Origin of the sequence: Faecalicatena contorta, assembly GCF_021531995.1 — a bacterium.
Taxonomy (GTDB): Bacteria; Bacillota; Clostridia; order Lachnospirales; family Lachnospiraceae; genus Dorea_A; species Dorea_A contorta_A.
The window spans coordinates 1-18,295 of sequence record NZ_JAFBIZ010000058.1; the positions used below are offsets into that span (position 1 = coordinate 1).

Annotated in this window: 15 protein-coding genes and 1 tRNA gene; 5 read left to right on the top strand and 11 right to left on the bottom strand. The window is 44.0% G+C overall.

Annotated elements, in window-relative coordinates; all coding sequences use genetic code 11:
- The first annotated feature begins 151 nt into the window (after positions 1-151).
- Complete coding sequence (locus JQM82_RS09055) at positions 152-973, top strand: TrmH family RNA methyltransferase (RefSeq protein ID WP_235249813.1); 822 nt, start codon at positions 152-154, stop codon at positions 971-973.
- Between the two features lie 490 nt (positions 974-1,463).
- Here JQM82_RS09055 and JQM82_RS09060 read toward each other — a convergent pair whose 3' ends face one another.
- Genes JQM82_RS09060 through JQM82_RS09070 form a run of 3 tightly spaced genes read right to left on the bottom strand, consistent with a single transcriptional unit; the run spans position 1,464 to position 8,404 of the window.
- On the bottom strand, positions 1,464-6,806 hold the full coding sequence (locus tag JQM82_RS09060; RefSeq protein WP_235249814.1) for a DUF4062 domain-containing protein: 5,343 nt from the start codon (positions 6,804-6,806) through the stop codon (positions 1,464-1,466).
- Between the two features lie 27 nt (positions 6,807-6,833).
- Entirely contained in the window at positions 6,834-7,931 is a 1,098-nt protein-coding gene (locus tag JQM82_RS09065) for a Gfo/Idh/MocA family protein (RefSeq protein WP_235249815.1), read from the bottom strand.
- 41 nt (positions 7,932-7,972) lie between these two features.
- Complete coding sequence (locus JQM82_RS09070; RefSeq protein WP_235249816.1) at positions 7,973-8,404, bottom strand: XRE family transcriptional regulator; 432 nt, start codon at positions 8,402-8,404, stop codon at positions 7,973-7,975.
- Between the two features lie 117 nt (positions 8,405-8,521).
- Here JQM82_RS09070 and JQM82_RS09075 point away from each other — a divergent pair, with 117 nt between their 5' ends.
- Both JQM82_RS09075 and JQM82_RS09080 read left to right on the top strand, forming a co-directional pair.
- Complete coding sequence (locus JQM82_RS09075) at positions 8,522-9,613, top strand: serine/threonine protein kinase (protein ID WP_235249817.1); 1,092 nt, start codon at positions 8,522-8,524, stop codon at positions 9,611-9,613.
- 101 nt (positions 9,614-9,714) lie between these two features.
- Positions 9,715-10,446 (top strand): hypothetical protein, encoded by a 732-nt coding sequence (locus JQM82_RS09080; RefSeq protein ID WP_235249818.1) that lies wholly within the window; start codon positions 9,715-9,717, stop codon positions 10,444-10,446.
- A 93-nt stretch (positions 10,447-10,539) separates the two neighbouring features.
- On the opposite strand, the gene JQM82_RS09085 is transcribed toward JQM82_RS09080, so the two are convergent.
- Positions 10,540-11,409 (bottom strand): putative ABC transporter permease, encoded by an 870-nt coding sequence (locus tag JQM82_RS09085; protein WP_235249819.1) that lies wholly within the window; start codon positions 11,407-11,409, stop codon positions 10,540-10,542.
- 190 nt (positions 11,410-11,599) lie between these two features.
- Here JQM82_RS09085 and JQM82_RS09090 point away from each other — a divergent pair, with 190 nt between their 5' ends.
- Complete coding sequence (locus JQM82_RS09090) at positions 11,600-12,379, top strand: hypothetical protein (RefSeq protein ID WP_235249820.1); 780 nt, start codon at positions 11,600-11,602, stop codon at positions 12,377-12,379.
- A gap of 85 nt (positions 12,380-12,464) precedes the next feature.
- Here JQM82_RS09090 and JQM82_RS09095 read toward each other — a convergent pair whose 3' ends face one another.
- From JQM82_RS09095 to JQM82_RS09105, 3 genes are read right to left on the bottom strand one after another with little or no spacing between them, the layout of a single operon-like run.
- Positions 12,465-13,328 carry a hypothetical protein gene (locus JQM82_RS09095; RefSeq protein ID WP_235249821.1) on the bottom strand — a complete coding sequence of 288 codons (864 nt, stop codon included), beginning with the start codon at positions 13,326-13,328 and terminating at the stop codon, positions 12,465-12,467.
- A 28-nt stretch (positions 13,329-13,356) separates the two neighbouring features.
- Entirely contained in the window at positions 13,357-14,283 is a 927-nt protein-coding gene (locus JQM82_RS09100; RefSeq protein ID WP_235249823.1) for a SufB/SufD family protein, read from the bottom strand.
- Between the two features lie 13 nt (positions 14,284-14,296).
- A complete protein-coding gene (locus JQM82_RS09105; protein ID WP_235249824.1) occupies positions 14,297-15,019 on the bottom strand; it encodes an ABC transporter ATP-binding protein in 723 nt (240 codons plus the stop codon).
- A 167-nt stretch (positions 15,020-15,186) separates the two neighbouring features.
- Between JQM82_RS09105 and JQM82_RS09110 the strand changes: the two genes are divergently transcribed.
- Positions 15,187-15,267, top strand: a tRNA-Leu gene (locus JQM82_RS09110).
- A 147-nt stretch (positions 15,268-15,414) separates the two neighbouring features.
- Here the strand turns inward: JQM82_RS09110 and JQM82_RS09115 are convergent.
- From JQM82_RS09115 to JQM82_RS09130, 4 genes are read right to left on the bottom strand one after another with little or no spacing between them, the layout of a single operon-like run.
- The gene (locus JQM82_RS09115) at positions 15,415-15,762 is read right to left on the bottom strand and encodes a P-II family nitrogen regulator (RefSeq protein WP_235249825.1); all 348 of its coding nucleotides are present in this window, start codon (positions 15,760-15,762) and stop codon (positions 15,415-15,417) included.
- Positions 15,763-15,779: 17 nt separating this feature from the next.
- Positions 15,780-16,508: an amino acid ABC transporter ATP-binding protein gene (locus JQM82_RS09120; RefSeq protein ID WP_235249826.1), complete on the bottom strand. Its 729-nt coding sequence runs from the start codon at positions 16,506-16,508 to the stop codon at positions 15,780-15,782.
- 7 nt (positions 16,509-16,515) lie between these two features.
- Positions 16,516-17,160: an amino acid ABC transporter permease gene (locus JQM82_RS09125; RefSeq protein ID WP_235249827.1), complete on the bottom strand. Its 645-nt coding sequence runs from the start codon at positions 17,158-17,160 to the stop codon at positions 16,516-16,518.
- A gap of 41 nt (positions 17,161-17,201) precedes the next feature.
- The gene (locus tag JQM82_RS09130; protein WP_235249828.1) at positions 17,202-18,035 is read right to left on the bottom strand and encodes a transporter substrate-binding domain-containing protein; all 834 of its coding nucleotides are present in this window, start codon (positions 18,033-18,035) and stop codon (positions 17,202-17,204) included.
- Between the last annotated feature and the right edge of the window lie 260 nt (positions 18,036-18,295).

Genomic DNA, 18,295 nt, shown 5'->3' on the forward strand with positions numbered 1-18,295 from the left:
ATTTACATTCTATGTTTTTGTACACTTTTCACAATCACAGTTTTTTATACCTTTATTTCTCTTATGAAAGATTCTTCATCTGTATCCTTGCTCCTTTTTTCTTCCACGACTATAATATTCTGTATACCACTGATATCAAAGGAGATAATTTATGGCAAATATCATAGAAATCACTGATTTTTCCGCACCTGAGCTGGACATCTACGCCCGCTTTACAGAAGCACAATTATTGAACCGCGATCACCCGGAACAGGGAATCTTTATCGCTGAAAGCCCGAAAGTCATTGAACGGGCGCTGGATGCCGGATGTGTCCCCATATCCATTCTCCTTGAGCGCAGACACATTCAGACGCAGGCACGGGAAATCCTTGCCCGCTGCGGCGATATTCCTGTCTATACTGCAGATTTTGACGTACTCACACAGCTTACCGGGTATAAGTTAACACGCGGAATGCTGTGTGCCATGAGACGTCCATCTCTTCCTTCTGTGGAATTCGTATGCCGGGATGCCCGCAGAATCGCCGTGCTGGAAAACGTCATGAACCCTACAAACGTCGGCGCAATCTTCCGCTCCGCCGCCGCTCTGAATATGGACGCGGTCCTACTGACCTGCGGCTGCAGCAATCCACTATATCGACGTGCGATTCGGGTCAGCATGGGAACCGTATTCCAGATTCCCTGGACGTTCCTCCCGGAAACCGGTGATTCTTCGCAATCCGATATCTCTCTTCTGCAGACTCTCGGCTTCCGGACCGCTGCAATGGCACTGACAGATGATTCTGTATCCATCGATGATCAGCTACTGCTGTCAGAAGAAAAGCTTGCCATCGTCCTTGGAACAGAAGGCGATGGTCTTGCCACGTCTACCATCACTGCCTGTGATTACACCGTACGGATTCCCATGTCCCACGGCGTAGACTCTCTGAACGTTGCTGCCGCCAGTGCAGTTGCCTTCTGGCAGCTCTCCAGATAAAAGATTGCACAAAAAAAGCAGCGAAAAAGAACCCCGCAAAAGATGCGGGGTTCTTTTTCACTGCTTGATTGACTGCAACTTATACTATTTCAATTGCAGTCAACCTTTTTTGTATGCCTGATTGACTGTATTTCAAAATATTCTGATTACAGTCATCTCTTTTCACTTACTTGATTGACTACAATTCATGTTTCCATGATTACAGTCATTTCTCAATGCATATTTTATTGACCTCCATTCAAGGATTCTTTATCACGGTCAATTCTTTACACACATTTGATTGACCTCAAGCATAATATTCTCAAATACAGTCATCTTTCTACACTATGCAAGCGTCAGAGCGACACAAGGCACCCTACATATTGCACAAAAAAGACATCTATCATTTTGATAAGTGACAAGAATTGGCATGGCGACAAAACATTCGTTTCCTATTTTCCTGATGCTGTCAGGAAATCGGATTTCCTCGTCAACCTTTTTGTTTGCCTGATTACACTCCACAGCCCCGTATTCTTTCCGCCAGCTGTTTCCGGGAATTTTCTGTAAAGTACATCAGATATTCCTGACAAATCTCATATAGCTTATGCCTCTTTGGATCCTCTGCTGTCTCATCTTCTTCTCTGAAGAAATTCATATTTCTCACGATCCACAGATTCTCCGTACCATTCAGCCAATTTCGAAGATCACTTACCCACTCATCCACATTCTGTGCAAGCAGTCGGTCGAATATGTCTTTTACTTCCATTTTCCTTTTTCTGTCCACACTTCTCCAGTCCTCCATACATGAATATTCCGGAATCTTCCGGAAGAAATCATGCAGAAGTTCTTTCTCGTTCAGGCGAACGGATCGTTCCTCTACAAGTGACGGAAGCGGAGCGTATCCACATATTTTTTCTGCTTCAGAAAGCATATTCAGATTTTCCACGGATAGCCCTTTTAAATTGACATTCTGGTAATTGTTACGCCATAATTCCAGGGCATGTTCCGCTATCTCCTTCTTTTCTTCCTCCGTGATGCAGGAATCATACAGGTTACGAACCATTGCAAACATCTCTTCATTCAGATTATTATAATCTATCTGCCAAGTCATTCCGTCAGATGTCAGATCCTTCAGGGCCAGGGCACGATCTTCCCATGTATCGGTTACATCCTCCTGTCCCTTGACCACTGTATTTCCTTTTTCATAGGCATGGCGCACTTTTTCCAGTTTTCCCCAATATGCTTCTCTTCGTCCTTTATCCACAGAAAAATATTTCTTTTCCCCGGAAACTGCTTTTAATGCATGGAGGTATCGCTGTGCCTGTTCTTGCCTTACAATCGTCGGTCCCTTCCTTTCCAGTATCTTCCATTCATCTCCTGTCAGTTCCGGATATAAGGTCTTTAACATATACTCGTCAACATCGTCATGATTCGTACTCTGAAGCTTATCAATTTCCGCAAGAAGACCGGATAGTTTCTTTTCATCATTTTTCTTAAGCACACACATAGCCTGACTGTACAGACGATACAGTTTTGCTTCCTCGTGAACCTCATTCTCCTCCGGTATCTGTGCGAACCAACGGTCTGCCTCTTCAAAGCATCCAAAATACATCCACATACGCCCGACCAGAAGTTTGTTACAGGGCAGGATAACGATTCCTTCCTCTATCTGCTTCTTGATATATCCATATATATCGATCCAATAGTTTGCCATGTCCGGAACCAGAGACAAAGCAATGGCAACTCCCCGCAGGTCATACCTGCACAATGCCTCGGTAAATACCTGCAGCTCACAATCCATATTCAGATTCCGTTTTTTACAGTAGTCGGCCATTTGACATAGAAATGCAAAAATATCCATGTATTTCCAGTCGTTCCATCTGTTTTGGTTTCCCAGTTCAAGCATCCGGTCCATCGTCCGAAAGACGTAACTGTCGATGACAGAAGCGTAATCTTTCTCTTTCGCTTTCTCCATGCAGATCTTAAACGCATATCTGTATTCTTCCCGGCATGTCCCGGAATAAAAATGATAGACATCTATCTGATTCCGGAATCTGGTATGTCCGTCACCCGTCTGTCCACTGCACTGCCCTGTCAGATTTCCCATACGCATGGCTTCTGCTTTCTGCCATACTGCATACAGATTGTAGAACAGAGATTTTACGTGCCACTTTCGCTCCTCAAAGCGCCTCTGCATCTGTTCACACACACTTTCCCAGTAGTGGATCGCTGTACTGTAAATATCTCTTGCTGACGCATACTCTTTTTCGGCAAGCAACAGATCCCCCTGCAGCAGCATAAGCTGCCCTTTCATCCAAAAGTCCAGATATCCCTGTTCCTTCCACTGCTCCAGAAGAATCTGATATTCTTTCGCTTCTTCCAATTCACTTCTTTTTAATGCAATTCGTCCAAGAATATAGTCAAGCTCTGCTTCCACATTCGGAATTGTCTGCTGACTTTCTTTTTTATACTGTGCCAGCAATACTTTCCCTTCTGCTGCAAATCTATACGCATCTTCATCCTTTCCTGCGTGATAAAGCACACGTCCTGCAATCTGCAAACCGGCCAGAAGCTTTCCGAAGTTCTGCCTTGTCCGCTTCCTCTCCCACAGTTTTTTCGCAGAATCTATCTGTTCATAAGCGTACGGAACTGCTTCTTTTACACAGAGCTTATCATCCAGGTTTTCCGCAAGGAGCGCCGCTGCAAGCCAGTGCCGCTCTTCCTCCTTTTTCTCCCGGGATCCCCGGACGTTTCTTCCATCTTCCTGCAGGAGATCATATGCTCTCTTTGCGTGTTCTAACGCTTTGTCTATATAATATTCCGATACTTCCTCCTGTGCACGTTCCAGCAGCATATCTTCATAATATGCCCGGTCTACATAAACATAATCTTTCTCACAGAGTTCTTCAAAATAAGCAAAGCTCAGATCCCACGCTTCCTGCTCACGCCGAATCCACTTTTCTTTATCCTCCGGCTCCTGCTGCCTGCACAGAGCCGCGACATCTTTTGCAAAAAAGGATGCCTGAACTGCTACCTTCTGCTGCCAGTAATCCGTATGCGCGATCTGATATGCCCGTTTACATACATTCAGACTCTCATATCGATACTGATAACGGTGTTCTCTGTCCACATCATGTCCGTAAAAATTCAACGCCCGCGATAAAAGTCCCAAAGTCTCCACACAGGTATCTTCCTCGCTTAACGCTCTCGCAAGCTCCAGCGCGTCTTTGGCACGACACACCCCCTGATCCGGATTCTCTTTTTCATAATGTCTTGTGGCTTCCAGACAGACCTCAATCTTTGCCATCTGCACTCTTTTTTTCTTAGCAAGCTTCGGATGCTGCTCACATAAAACCAGCGCCTTTTCCAGATATTCCGGCACACACTCTTTTCGATATTCACGGCTTTTCTCTGCAAATAATCTACAGAAATACAGATACCATACAACCGCATCCTCTCCTGTTTCCTCACTGTCGGACAGGTTTTCCGCATCTCGCAACAGAGCCTTAAGGATCCCGAATCCTTCCTCTATATGATCCGTCCCGAACAGATTCCGCATCTCTATAGAATCAATCTCAATTTTTCTTAATCTCTTTCTATCGCAATTCCGCATAAGAGTAAGAAAGTGTCTTGCCAATTGAATATGTCTTTGACTGTCTTCCGGCACATCTCCATATAAAAGCTCCATCAGAACATCTACTTTCAGTTCCGCCGGAAGATCTGCGATATGGCAGATCTTTTTACAGATAGTTCTTTTAAAGTTCTCTGTCCTTTGATCTCTCTCATACCTTCCTGCCGCTTTCCAGAAAGCAAACAGCTGCTCCACGCCCGTATGATCCATTTCATTCGGCATCTCCATAAAATATGCCGCCGCATCTTCATCTTCCCTCAGCATCTGCGCGGCCAGCTCCTGTACCTTTTCATAAGTATCCCAGTTCCTGCATTCCTTCAGCACTTTTGCTCCGAGCACATCTTTACTCTTCAGGATATGTACATATCCTTCTCGCTCCATAAATACCGGATTGACAGCACTGTAGTCAATAAAATAGCGGCGCATCTCGTCTGCCTCTTTGCCCATGTCCCATATCATTGCCTCATAAAAGATACGATGTACAAAGATCCATTTTCCATCTTCCTTTTCCGTAAATACATCATACAGATAATACAGAATTTCCTGAAACTTAAGCTGTGAAAACTCAAAAGACTGCTGCCTTAAGATATCACCGATCTCCCGTTCAGAAAGCCCCGTACCGGAAAGCGCGATCAGATAAGCAACCTTTTTAAAAAATGTACTCTCAAACATCTCACTGATGCGGTCAAATAACACTGACGACAACTCCGTCACCTGTTCCGGCGTCTCCTCAATGATCTTCTGCATGTACAGATGCAGTCCATCCATGCCGGGAGCAAGTTTCTCTGCCTCCTGAAACTCTTCCTGGCGCATGGCAAATAAACGCTGCAGAAGAAGTGACAGGAAAAGTGGATTTCCGGATCCCTCTTTGGTACATATTCTCGTCTCTACGATATCATCTATTTTCTTACCGCGATGTGCACTCGTCTTTTGGATTAACTGCTTTTTTTCATTTTCTGTAAAACGCTTTACTTTAATGAGCCGGATTTTCTTTGCTTTAAGCAGCACGTGCTCATATGGAAAATCATCCAGTGAAGAAGTAATCACAAAGAGATTCGGGCACAGATCCAGAATATCCAGATATGCCTTATTATAGTCCGGAAACAACTGATCCAGTGCATCAATAAAACAGAACACCGGCTGCTTCATAAGTTTTCTGTCCAGTTTTCTGAGATACACATTCTGGTTCTCAGGTTGAAAATCATGTTCCAGCCCCAGAATATCTTCCATCCGATAGATCAGAACAGATTTTAGCGTCATCAGATTCTGACATCCCGGATTCCCGCTGAAGTACAGAATTGTCTGTGCTCCTGCATCCTTTACCTGCTGTTCCAGATAAGCGATAAGCGCACTTTTTCCACTTCCGGCACCTCCTGACAGATGGATGCACTGCTCATTCCCATGCTCGTTTTTGATCTTACTGTGGTAACGGCTGTATTTGTCTCCTGCCATGAACCACAGCCCTTCCATTGCTTTATTTTCTTCATATAATCTCGGTGTATAGACAGACAGATATCTTTCTTTCGTATACTGTGCATCCAGCAGATATTGCTGAACAGAATTTTTCGCTTTCCGATCTCCCAGTTCCACACACAGCATATCTTCCATCATACGGCAGATACTTTCTCCAAGCTCTTCCATGCCTGTCAGGGACTGTCGTTCTTCATCCCACTCTACCTTGTATTCCAGCACTTTCGCATTCTTTTTTGTACGGATCTGTTCCTTCAGTCTCCTGAGCTTCTGTTCATGTTCGGGGCTTTCCGCCAGATAGATCCCCCTCTTATCCTCAGGAATACGCTCCAGAAAGTCAGAATTACGGAAACAGAAAATACATCTCTGAAGCGTCTCTTCTTCACTGAGGGCGCCGTATTTTATTTCCAGATTTGTAATACTCATTGACTCTTCATACTGCGCCGTCACTCGTTCATCCCGAAGCGACTCCACAACATCCATATCCGGAATCCAACCATACCGATCCCCTAATAATACAATGATATATGGTTTACAGCGATCAATCGCATCAATACAGACACGAAGCACCTGATAGTTGCTTTCTTCCTCGCTCATATGATATGTATCCACACCCCAGCGGAGATCCAGTTCCTGAATATCTTCTCCATACTGCCCCACCAGCCGTCGGAGTCTCGGGAATATTTTTTCGTGAAGGTAATCCCGTTCTGCCTGCATATCCTTAAATGTACTGGAAATAAATACCGATCTCATAGTATGTCCTCCTGTCCTGTTCGCTCTTTAATAATAACACTCCGGTCTCTCACAGACAGAATGAATCTTTTCCATTGTTTTCCGTTCCCCGCTTCTTAAGATTGCGCTCAATACTTCAAGCACATGACAGGCAAGTTCTTTTCCCACACGGGCGGATGTACCGCTCAGAATCGCCTCTGCCATCTCCGATGGTCCGATTCCCCGGGCATTTTCAATATAATCATTGGCAAATGGAAGCGCCTGCATACAGGGTTCTTCCTGACGATCCTCCGGATTGCTCAGAAGCCGCACTTGATCCCCAAACCGATCCGGATTGCCCAGATACAACATTCCCTTCGTCCCGTAGATCACCATATCTGCCTGGTCTTTCCATACGGAATCCTGATCCATATGAAAAGTTCCGGTTACCCCACTGCGAAACTTTAAGATTGCAGAAACACGACTCTCATTCGGCGTCTTCATAACCTTACCGTAATCCGGACTATCCGGATTGATATTCCTGTGTGTCGGGAACGGCGTACTGACAAATGCTGCCGTTTCCTCCACCGCACCTAAGAGACTCACAAGAGCCGTCATATAATAAACTGCATAATCGTAACAGACTCCGGCTCCGGGGATCAATAAAAACGGATAATGACTCAAAAGGAAATGATTATCTCTGTTAGACGCCGCAATGCAGGAGGTCACTTCCCCGATGAGGCCGGCATCAATCGCTTTCCTTGCCGTCTGGAGGGACGCACCTAAAAATGTATCCGGAGCAGATCCCAGATACAGATTCCTCTGATCTGCGAGTTTGCTTAATTCCATCGCCTGTTCATACTGATCCGTAAGCGTTTTCTCCGTATATACATGCTTTCCTGCCATCAAGGCGGCTTTGATGATCGCATAGTGTTCACCGACAGGCGTGAGGTTCACAATCATCTCAATCTCCGGATCTGCCAGCATCTCTTCCAATGTACAGGGCTGTAATCCATACTGTCCGGCCTTCCTTTTTGCACGCTCCATATGCCTTGCACAGATTGACTTTACTCTGAGATTATGAAACCGATGAATCATATTATCGAGATAGACATCACTGATCATTCCGGCTCCCACAACACCAACACATATCTTTTTCTTCTCCATATTCTATCCTCTCCATATCTTATTTCTCTTCTCCGCCACTGCTAAAGTATTGCTTCCCCCAACTGATCCAGAAGATCATTTGTCTCCAGAACCGACATCCCGTTATTGATGCAGAAGATCACAATCGAATCCCTTCTGTGCTTGGGATAGAGCACGCCGGCCTGTGCAATGGTAAGTGCCCTCTGCACTTCTGACAATGGAAGCTTCAGAGCCATACATAACGCAATCACCTTATCACGCCCCGGCTTTTTGGTTCCATTCAGAATCTGGTATCCATAATTCCGCTGAATCTGGGCATCACAGATCAGTTGACTTAATAACATTCCTGCTTCCTCCATCCGGTGTCCGATATACTCCGGAAATGTCGTATCCAAAGTTTCCTTCACAGTAGTCTGTGCATATGCCTCCAGTTCCGGCAATCCCTCCATTGCGTTTAATATTTTCATCAGTTCATTCGTTGTCTTTGGCTCCATCCTGCATTTCCTTCCCATGCGATTTGCTACAGTCCATACTCCTGCGTCGCTGCTCATCTTGCATATTATTGAAATTCATTATATTATTTTGTAAGAACAAAAGCAAGGTGACGCCATATGCAAGTAATAGAAAAGTATCAATTATCATTATATCAGGATCTTGGACCTCTCGACGGAATGGATCAGATTCATCTAAAACGGCACAGTATCACAGGGATCATCTGTGTTGAAAAGCATATTCCTTCCGACCTTTCCCCGATCTATACCTATCTGAAGGAACATCCCGGTCCATATATTCCGGCAATCTACGAATGTATTGCTGCCGGGGATCAACTGCTCATCATAGAAGAATATATCCAGGGCAGAACTCTGGAAGCACGCATCCAGGAACAGCTGATAAGCGAAAGTGAAACGATCCGCATCATGATGGAACTATGTGAAGCATTGCAGACACTCCACAATGCAACTCCTCCCATCATCTGTCGTGATCTGAAAGCGGAAAATATCATGATCGATCAAAACGACAATGTCAAAATCATCGATTTTAATATCGCCAGAACCTATCAGGACGGAAAAAAGAGAGATACAAGGCTAATGGGAACCGCCGAATATGCTGCCCCGGAGCAGTTTGGATTCTTTCAGACGGACAACCGGACCGACATCTACGCCCTTGGCATACTTGCCAATTATATGGTAACCGGAAAGTTTCCTGTGGAACAGATGGTGTCCGGTGCTCTTTCCGATATTGTAAAAAAATGTACCTGTCTGGACCCGAAAGAACGCTATCAATCCGTGGAAGAATTAATGTCTGATCTACAGGCACATTTTCCGACATTCCCTCAGACTTCTGAAAAAACACCTGTGCCTCACAGCTTTGTCCCGCCCGGTTTTCGGAGTCATACTCCCTGGAAGATGATCCTCTCTGTCATCGGTTATCTCCTCATTACTGATATTGCATTTTCCGTGGAAATGACCTCCAACGGCAGACCTGTAACCGGAACTCTTCTGCGCCTTGAGCAGGGTGTCATATGGATCTCCCAACTTATACTGGTAGGCCTCATCTTTAATTACCGGGACTTCCGGGACAGATTCCCTCTGGTCAGGAGTGACAGACCCGGTGTTCGAATCCTTGGATACATAATCGCAGAGTTCCTGTTATTGTTCCTTGCTGCAGCTGTCTGTGCATTGTTCAATCTTTCTCCATTGTAAGTGTATGCTGCCGGCATACCAATTCCTGTATCACATCCTGTAGAGTAAAAAGAGAATAACACCATCAATGCTCCTTTGCTGATGGAAATGGAGGAAAGGCTATGAATAACAACAAAAAAAAGACAGGAAAATTAAAATGGATCATCATTGGAATCGTCGTACTGATCATCATCGCTGTCGGAATGAGCGGCAATTCTGATAAAAGCTCATCCGGGAGCTCTGAAGGAACAAAATCCGACAACAGTCAGACATCGGATCCGGAAAAAGACACACCTCCGGAAGTCGTTGAAGAACACTATGAGATAGATCTGACTGCCGGCAATTATACCGCAGGCATCGATCTCCCGGTCGGTACTTACAATCTGACCGCCACCGCCGGATCCGGAAACGTCTCCTCATCCAATATGTACAACGGCGGCCTGAATGAGATCATGGGGTTGGAAAATGACGGGTACAATCAGCAGACCTTCAATGGTCTGAAGATGGAAGAAGGCGTCATATTGTCTCTTGGCGGTAATGTGACGATCCATCTGGTCTCCGATAATGCACGGACACAGGAAGTAACCCCCAGAAGCCAGTCCGAAGGATCGCCTGTAGATCTGCAGCCCGGCAATTATACCGCAGGGACAGATTTTCCAGCCGGCACTTACAACATCATCGCAACCGGATCTTCCGGAAACGTCTCTTCATCTAATATGTATGACGGAGGTCTGAACGAGATTATGGGAACGGATGGATTTGGGATTCCCCAGTACAACAATGCCCGCCTGGATGACAAAGTGACATTGGAAATCTCGGGAACCAGCATACAACTTGTACCGGTCGGCGAATAACCAATGTAATATGCCAACACACACGCAATACCGACCCACCTGCAGAAACGGGGCAGCGCATCTTTTTCGATGCCTGCCCCGTAAAATTACAACTTACTTTCTCGCATTTTTCACACGTTCTTTCAATTCCTCCAGAATCTCTTTATGCAGCCTTGACTCCATTCCCGGGAATGCCTTTACCAGACGTTCGCCGACTCTGGTGCGGTTCTCTGCCATCTCTTCATAACGAATACGCAGTTCTTCCATATGTGCTTTGACCTTTTCCATACGGGCTTTCTGCTCTTCCATACGTTCCCGAATATCTTCTCGCAGTTCTTCCGCAGCAGAATCCAGCTGCTCCTTTTTTTCTTCCCGGAATTCTATCGTATCCATCACATTTTCGTAGATATTCTCTCCCACCTTGTCGGACAGTTCCCGAAGCTCGGCGGCAATCTTTTCCATCGCTTCCAGACGCCGGTTCATCTTCAGGATTCCGGACGCAGTCACATACAGATCCGCAAACAATCCAATGCCCAGAGTAATAATCAGAACCACTCCGATTGTAACCGGGATAAAAGACAACCCTTTATGTATCATCGGATGAATCAGTTTTACGATCATTACACATGCAGCACCCCAGACCAGCGAAAAGCTCAGACATACATATCCTCCTATGTTAAGAGGACGATTGGAATAGTCCCACCATTTATGATGGAAGATCTTATCCATAAGATATCCTGTAAATCCTTCGATCAATGTAACAAGTATCGTAGAGGACAGATATAATAAGAGCAGGTGATCTTCCACCGGTGTCAGGAACTGCACCACAACGCCGACCCCTATCCCATATACCGGACAGATCGGACCATTTAAGAAACCGCGATTGACAAACTTTCCCTGTTGAGTTGCCGCATAGCCGACTTCCGTGCACCATCCAAGGAAACCATATACAAAAAAGTAAAGCGCAAAAAAATAAAACTGCATCTGTTAACACTCCTATACTTATCTCTATATTTAATAGTGTTATTATAATGGAAAACCTTTACTATCTCAACTTATAATCTCATACAAATCTAAAGATTTTCTTACGTCTTCGTGAACATTCTGTGATATCTCTTGAGACTTTGGACTAAACATTATACAATAGGAAACGTTTCAACAAGGAGGGACAGATATGAGTATAAGTAAAACAAAAAGAATTCATATAAAACCAAAAAAAGAGTCTGATTTTTTTGACGATGACTTTGAAGTAATCTATGAAGGTGAGCTTCCTGATATTTCCATAGAAGAAGATGACTATCGGGATGTCCTTCGCGGTTTGTCCGATATTGATGATACCGATTATATTCGAAAAAACGATTATGATAAATACGTTACCGAGGCACTTAAGCGCTCCGGAAAGAAAGATAAATCTGACAGCAGACGCGTATGGAACCTGCATCTTCCTAACCTTGCAAAGCCGCTGGCAAGCATCGTGAAAGCAGGTGGGAAAGCATTGACCCGGACGGTTCAGCTGACGCTTCGTGCTGCAACTCTGATCCTGATTGCAATCATTATTTTTTTGCTTGGCAAATGTTTCCTGGTTCACTCAAGTTCCCTTGGCAGCCTGGCTTCCATTGCCGAGACACAGGATCCGGTTATGATCTCTTATCTTCTGATTGCGGCAGCACTGATTTTTTATGAGGTCATCGCATTTTTCTCTGTTCTGTGCACCAGTAACAGACGCGACCACAAGGGCACACGTTATGACTGCGGACGCGGACTCATGAGCTTTATTGTTATGTATGCAGGTTCTGCATTTGCATTCATGTTCTCCGGCCTGATTCCGCAAAGTCCGGCACCATTGTACGGTATTGGAACAGCTCTTCAGGTCTACGGTTCTCTCAATTACATTCTTCTGCCGCTTTGTGTTGCCGGCGTGATCAGCTGCATCATCCGCAGATTCGTACGATAGATACTGCAGCATTCTGTTTAAAAGATCACAAAACAACTCAGGGAATCCCTTCATCTTCGGATTCCCTGATCATCACATCATATCCCTATTCTTTTTTCGTGGGCTCAACCGCCTCTTTTTCTGCCTGCTGCAGATAATCCGCACTCTTATTCTTCACCTGCGGTATAAAACGTTTCGCGAATTTTCCTTTTCCTCTGTTCTTAACATAAAAATATCCAATGATTGAAAATACCACCGCTCCGATAAAATTAACAAACAGATCCTTCATCGTATCCAGAAGACCGATATCCAGATATCCTCCAAGTCCAAGATCTTGCCCATTTACCGTTACACTCGTAATATTCTGGATCGAAGTTGGTGTATTTCCGCCGGTCGGATCCAGCATGACCGAAGAAATACTGTTCAGGATCGTATCCTTCTGCATATCCAGTCCAAAGAACATATCCATACTACATTCAAAGAACTCCCACAGAACACCGATCGTCATAGAAAAACAAAAGGCAACAATTGCAAGAAACACCGGTGACAGCTGAAACGAAATCCGCTTGCTCCGATTCAGGATATCTGCCAGTGCAAACCCGATCGCAGCCATCAAAAAACCATTGATCGTATGAAGCACCGTATCCCAGAACGGAAATTTTATATAATAAGCCTGTATCTCCCCCAGAATCTCTGCTGCAAATATAAACAGCAGTATCGTAATCTCCAGTGCGGATGGCAGTTCTATCCTCAGGTTTACCTGGATAAAACTTGGAACAATAAATAACAATAATGTGAGCGCACACAGGAATACATTCTCATAATTTTTGTTAAATATCTGAAGAATCATCATCAATATCACAAGTGCCCTGAGTATCATGTATACGATAAAAGAACTTCTGTGCTCCCGCATCTCCATCTTAACCGCACGTTTCATTATGTCTTTCTTCTTTTGAAATCTGCTCTTCATTCTATCTCCCTGCTATCATAATGTCCGTCTAGTTCAGGAAATTTTCAATGATTACCGCTTCTGCTTCTTCTTCGGTCATTCCCAGTGTACGTAGCTTTACCAGCTGCTCATCATTGATCCTTCCAATCGCAGCCTCGTGGATGATTGCTGCATCCAGGTGCCTTGCATTAATCTCCGGAATCGAACTCACTTCTGCATGGTCCATAATAATGGAATCACACTGTACATGTGCATGACAGCTTGCATTGCCAATCGCCTTTGGATGAAATACCTGTCTGGATTCCCCCTTGGCAACGGATCTTGATACAATCTGCGCTGAGCTTCCGTCACCATTCAATTCGATGGCCATATTGGACTTGGCAGACTGCTGATCGTGTGTCATCAGCTTCTCAACCACGTACAGCTTTGCACCTGCTGCCAGCTTAACTTCTGTCTCACGATGCGTTGAATCCACACCTCTGATCTGAGCGGTATCCATGGTAAACACTGCACCTTCTTCCAGGTAGATCTGTGTCACCGGATTCAATACTCTTGCTCCGGTACCTTCCCCTTCTCCGTAGTGTTTTTCTTCATATCGCACATTCGCATTTTTTCCTACGTGAAATGCATGGATTCCATCGTGACGGCTTTCATTACATCCACTGTTATGAATTCCGCATCCGGCAACGATCGTTACATCTGCGCCTTCTTCTACATAAAAATCGTTATATACGACATCTGTCATTCCGGAAGCATCAACCACAACCGGAATATGCACCTGTTCTCCGTTCGTCTTTCCGTCGATAAATATATCTATTCCGGACTTCTCTGTTTTCTTTTTAATCTTGACATGTTCACTGTCTCCATGACACAAAGCGATTCCATTGTGCCGCAGATTAAACGCACCCGTCTGTTTAAAACCGGAGGCATCAATCTGACGCAGCACCTGTTCTGTAATTCTGTCTAAATCTGTCATTGTCTCACACCTCCTATATTCTGTCCAGGCAGGAATATCTCTCGCCCTTATCCATCAAGGTCGGCAAGATCTCATCCTTTGGCCCGATTGCACCGATATTTCCATCTTCGATCACCATGATCCGATCTGCCATCTGAATAATTCTCTCCTGATGGGAGATCAGAATCAGACTTTCTTCCTTCGCACCATGGATCTTTTCAAACTGCTGGATCAGCATAGAAAAGCTCCACAGATCAATTCCCGCTTCCGGCTCATCAAAAATACACAGCTTATGTTTCTTAGCCAAAACCGTTGCGATCTCCAGACGCTTCATCTCTCCTCCGGACAAGGTTCCGTCTACTTCACGATCAATATATTCTCTCGCACACAGTCCCACACTGCTAAGCATCTGGCAGCATTCTCCCTCCTCCAGAGAGCGTCCTGCAGCAAGAGACAGCAGTTTTTTCACAGTCATTCCCTTGAATCTTGGAGGCTGCTGAAAAGCAAATCCGATTCCTGCATTTGCTCTGTGATTGACATCGTAAGCGGTAATGTCTTCTCCGTCCAGAACGATCCTTCCTTCATCCGCTTCCTCGATTCCCATCAGAACTTTGGCAAGCGTAGACTTGCCGCCACCATTCGGTCCCGTGATCACCATCATCTCGCCGTCTTTCACGTCAAAACTGATACCTTTCACAATACTTCTCTCTATTCCATTTTCATTCACTTTGAATGTCAGATTCTTCACTTCAAGCATATCCGATATTCTCCTTTTCTCTTATGTTTACTTCTCACATACAGATACTCTACATTATAATCTGTTTTTAATATTCACGCAACCGGATATATGCGATATACAATAAATGATTGACAATTCGACTTTTTAATGGTAATCTAATAAAGCATATTAAGACAATACGTTTTGCGGATGTGGCGGAATTGGCAGACGCGCCAGACTTAGGATCTGGTGCCTTCGGCGTGCAGGTTCAAGTCCTGTCATCCGCATAAAAGTCTTATCCTTTCGGTCTTCAGGGGGATGGGGCTTTTTTCTTATCTATGACAAAATATATAACCAGTGCAGACCATTCAAACTTCCGAATCATCTGCGCTGGTTATATATTTCTCTCTTCCTTCAATTATAAAAACTCTCATTTATAATGCATCTTCTCCACTTTCACCGGTACGGATTCTTACAGCTTCTTCTACATTATAGATAAAAATCTTTCCATCACCATAATTACCGGTACGAATTTCCTTGCATACCTGACGCGTAATCTGCTCCGCTTCCTCTCCCGTTACTACACATTCTACTTTCAGCTTCGGAAGAAGATTCAAAGAAGCAGCTGCTCCTCTGTATTTCTTCGTATAACCAACATTACCTCTCTGATTTCCACATCCCATAATATTCGTAATCATAATTCCATGATATTCAGAAATCTCTAATAGCTCCTGCAGATCGTCCAATTTTCCCGGCTTTATGATAATCTCTAACTTTTTCATCTCTTCATTCCTCCCGGCTAAGCTGTCAGAACACGTTGCAGAAATGCTTTCGTACGTTCTTCTTTCGGATAGGTAAATATCTCTTCCGGCTTTCCTTCCTCCACAACATATCCATCCGCCATAAAGATTACTCTGTCTGCAACATCTCTTGCAAATCCCATTTCATGTGTTACTACAATCATCGTCATTCCATCTTTTGCAAGAGCTTTCATTACTTCCAACACATCTCCCACCAGCTCCGGATCCAGCGCAGAGGTCGGTTCATCGAACAACAATGCCTTTGGCTCCATTGCAAGGGCTCTTGCGATGGCTACACGTTGCTGCTGTCCACCGGATAATGTATTCGGATACACATCTGCTTTATCTTCCAGCCCAACCTTTCTCAACAGTTCCAATGCTTTTTTTCTTGCCTGTTCCTTCGTGCTGTGTTTCGTAAGCACTGGAGCCATCATCACATTTTCAATTACTGTTTTTAACGGGAAAAGATTAAATCTCTGAAATACCATTCCAACTTCTTCTCTGAATTTCCGAATATCATATGCTTTATCCGTAATTTTATCTCCCTTATATCGAACACTTCCTCCGGAAGGAAGCTCTAACTGGTTAATACAACGCAGAAACGTACTTTTTCCGGAACCGGAAGGACCGATCACACATACAACTTCCCCTTCTTCTACAGTAAGGTTAATATCTTTTAACACTTCCAATTCTCCAAATTTCTTGGACAAATGATGTACTCTTATCATGACCCTATCACCTCATTTTCTTTTCCACTTGTCTCTGTACAATAATCAAAACAGACAGAAGAACCAGATAGAAAGCTGCAATCGTAGTATAGGTCGGTATCATCTTGAAACTAAGTGCTGCATAATTCTGGCCCATGTGTGTAATCTCATTAACAGCAATTACAGACAAAAGAGCTGTGTCTTTTACCGATATAATAAACTGATTAAATAAAGCCGGAAGGGCTGTTTTAAATGCCGGTGGAATAATGACCTGTATCATCGTCTGTGCATTGGTAAGGCCAAGTGAAAGAGCTGCTTCTTTCTGTCCCGGATCAATTCCAAGGAGTGCCCCTTTCACAATTTCAGAAATGAATGCGCCTGAATTCAATGCAATTACCATAATACCTACTGTTGTACTCTTTAAATCTACCCCAATCAGCTTAGGAATTACATAATACCCGTACAATGCCTGAACCATCAACGGAGTCGCTCTCATAATCCAAATATATACACTGGCAATTGCTTTTGCCAGTTTGTTTTTCGCCTGTAATGCATACCCACATAAACTTCCGATGATGGTTCCGATCGCGATACCAACGATCGCGATCAGAAGCGTTAATTTCAATCCATCAAACAACATCGGAAGTAGAACTTTTAAGAAACTCAAATCCATATATTATCGTCCTATCTTCTCTATATTTTGGTACCTATGGCTTATTCACACCATTTAGAATATAATTCAGCTGTCGTACCGTCTTCAATCAGCATTTTTAATGCAGCATTGATCTGATCATAGTATTTACAGTCCTTAGCAACTGCTACACAATATGGGGACTGTCCCTGATTGAATTCATCACCTACAACTTTTAATTTTGTTCCCTCTGTCGTCTTAATATAGAATGCTGCACCAGGGCCATCCTGTAATACTGCATCTACCTTTCCCTGCTCCAGAGACTCATAAGCAGTCGTGATTGTATCGTGAACTTCTAATGTAGAATCTGTAAGATTTTTACTTGCATATGTATGAGATGCTGTTCCTTTTTCTACTGCAACAACTTTTCCTGCAAGATCATCTACACCTGTAATACCTTTGTCATCTTCGCTGTTTATCATAACGACCTGTCCTGCATCACAATAGATTTCTGTAAAGTTCATAACTTCTTTTCTTTCATCCGTTGCGCAAAGTGCAGCGGCTCCTACATCCAGCTTTCCTTCTGCAAGAGATGTAGTAAGTGCGGAATAATCCATTGCCTGAACACCGCCTTCAATTTCAAATCCAAGAATGTCCTGCAGATCCTGAATCAGATCCAGGTCATATCCAATCAATGTTGAACCATCCTCATCGTAATAAGAAAATGGACCATATAATCCGGATGTTCCGACTCTAAGGGTTACCCCCTTCAAAGATCCCTGAATCTCTTCTTCGGATGCCTCACTTGTAGTTTCCTTTTCTCCTGATGCATCAGAACTTTCTTCTTTTCCACATCCAATCAGCATAGTTCCCACCATTGTCACACAAAGTAAAGCTGCAATCAAATTTTTTTTCATATTACTTTTCCTCCTCTGGGTCATAATAATCTGTCAGAGAGCTGAATCCGCATGATAACATTTTCCGGAATGAAAAACGGCACATTACCTATGGTAATGCGCCGTTGCATTCACTAAATAAAATACGACAAAGACGCTACCCTCTGTAACACCTTTGTCGCATTTTATTTTCTCTCTGAACTTGTGTTTTATTTTATCCCAGCCGGTTCATTCCGTCAATATCAGTTTTTTCCACATTTTTTCCTTAATTATTATAGATT

Coding starts and splice junctions, on each gene's coding strand:
- JQM82_RS09115 (WP_235249825.1), bottom strand. CDS start 15,762: ATGAAAAAGTTAGAGATTATCATAAAGCCGGGAAAATTGGACGATCTG.
- JQM82_RS09085 (WP_235249819.1), bottom strand. CDS start 11,409: ATGCAGTTTTATTTTTTTGCGCTTTACTTTTTTGTATATGGTTTCCTT.
- JQM82_RS09120 (WP_235249826.1), bottom strand. CDS start 16,508: ATGATAAGAGTACATCATTTGTCCAAGAAATTTGGAGAATTGGAAGTG.
- JQM82_RS09095 (WP_235249821.1), bottom strand. CDS start 13,328: ATGAAGAGCAGATTTCAAAAGAAGAAAGACATAATGAAACGTGCGGTT.
- JQM82_RS09100 (WP_235249823.1), bottom strand. CDS start 14,283: ATGACAGATTTAGACAGAATTACAGAACAGGTGCTGCGTCAGATTGAT.
- JQM82_RS09070 (WP_235249816.1), bottom strand. CDS start 8,404: ATGGAGCCAAAGACAACGAATGAACTGATGAAAATATTAAACGCAATG.
- JQM82_RS09055 (WP_235249813.1), top strand. CDS start 152: ATGGCAAATATCATAGAAATCACTGATTTTTCCGCACCTGAGCTGGAC.
- JQM82_RS09125 (WP_235249827.1), bottom strand. CDS start 17,160: ATGGATTTGAGTTTCTTAAAAGTTCTACTTCCGATGTTGTTTGATGGA.
- JQM82_RS09075 (WP_235249817.1), top strand. CDS start 8,522: ATGCAAGTAATAGAAAAGTATCAATTATCATTATATCAGGATCTTGGA.
- JQM82_RS09090 (WP_235249820.1), top strand. CDS start 11,600: ATGAGTATAAGTAAAACAAAAAGAATTCATATAAAACCAAAAAAAGAG.
- JQM82_RS09065 (WP_235249815.1), bottom strand. CDS start 7,931: ATGGAGAAGAAAAAGATATGTGTTGGTGTTGTGGGAGCCGGAATGATC.
- JQM82_RS09105 (WP_235249824.1), bottom strand. CDS start 15,019: ATGCTTGAAGTGAAGAATCTGACATTCAAAGTGAATGAAAATGGAATA.
- JQM82_RS09130 (WP_235249828.1), bottom strand. CDS start 18,035: ATGAAAAAAAATTTGATTGCAGCTTTACTTTGTGTGACAATGGTGGGA.
- JQM82_RS09080 (WP_235249818.1), top strand. CDS start 9,715: ATGAATAACAACAAAAAAAAGACAGGAAAATTAAAATGGATCATCATT.
- JQM82_RS09060 (WP_235249814.1), bottom strand. CDS start 6,806: ATGAGATCGGTATTTATTTCCAGTACATTTAAGGATATGCAGGCAGAA.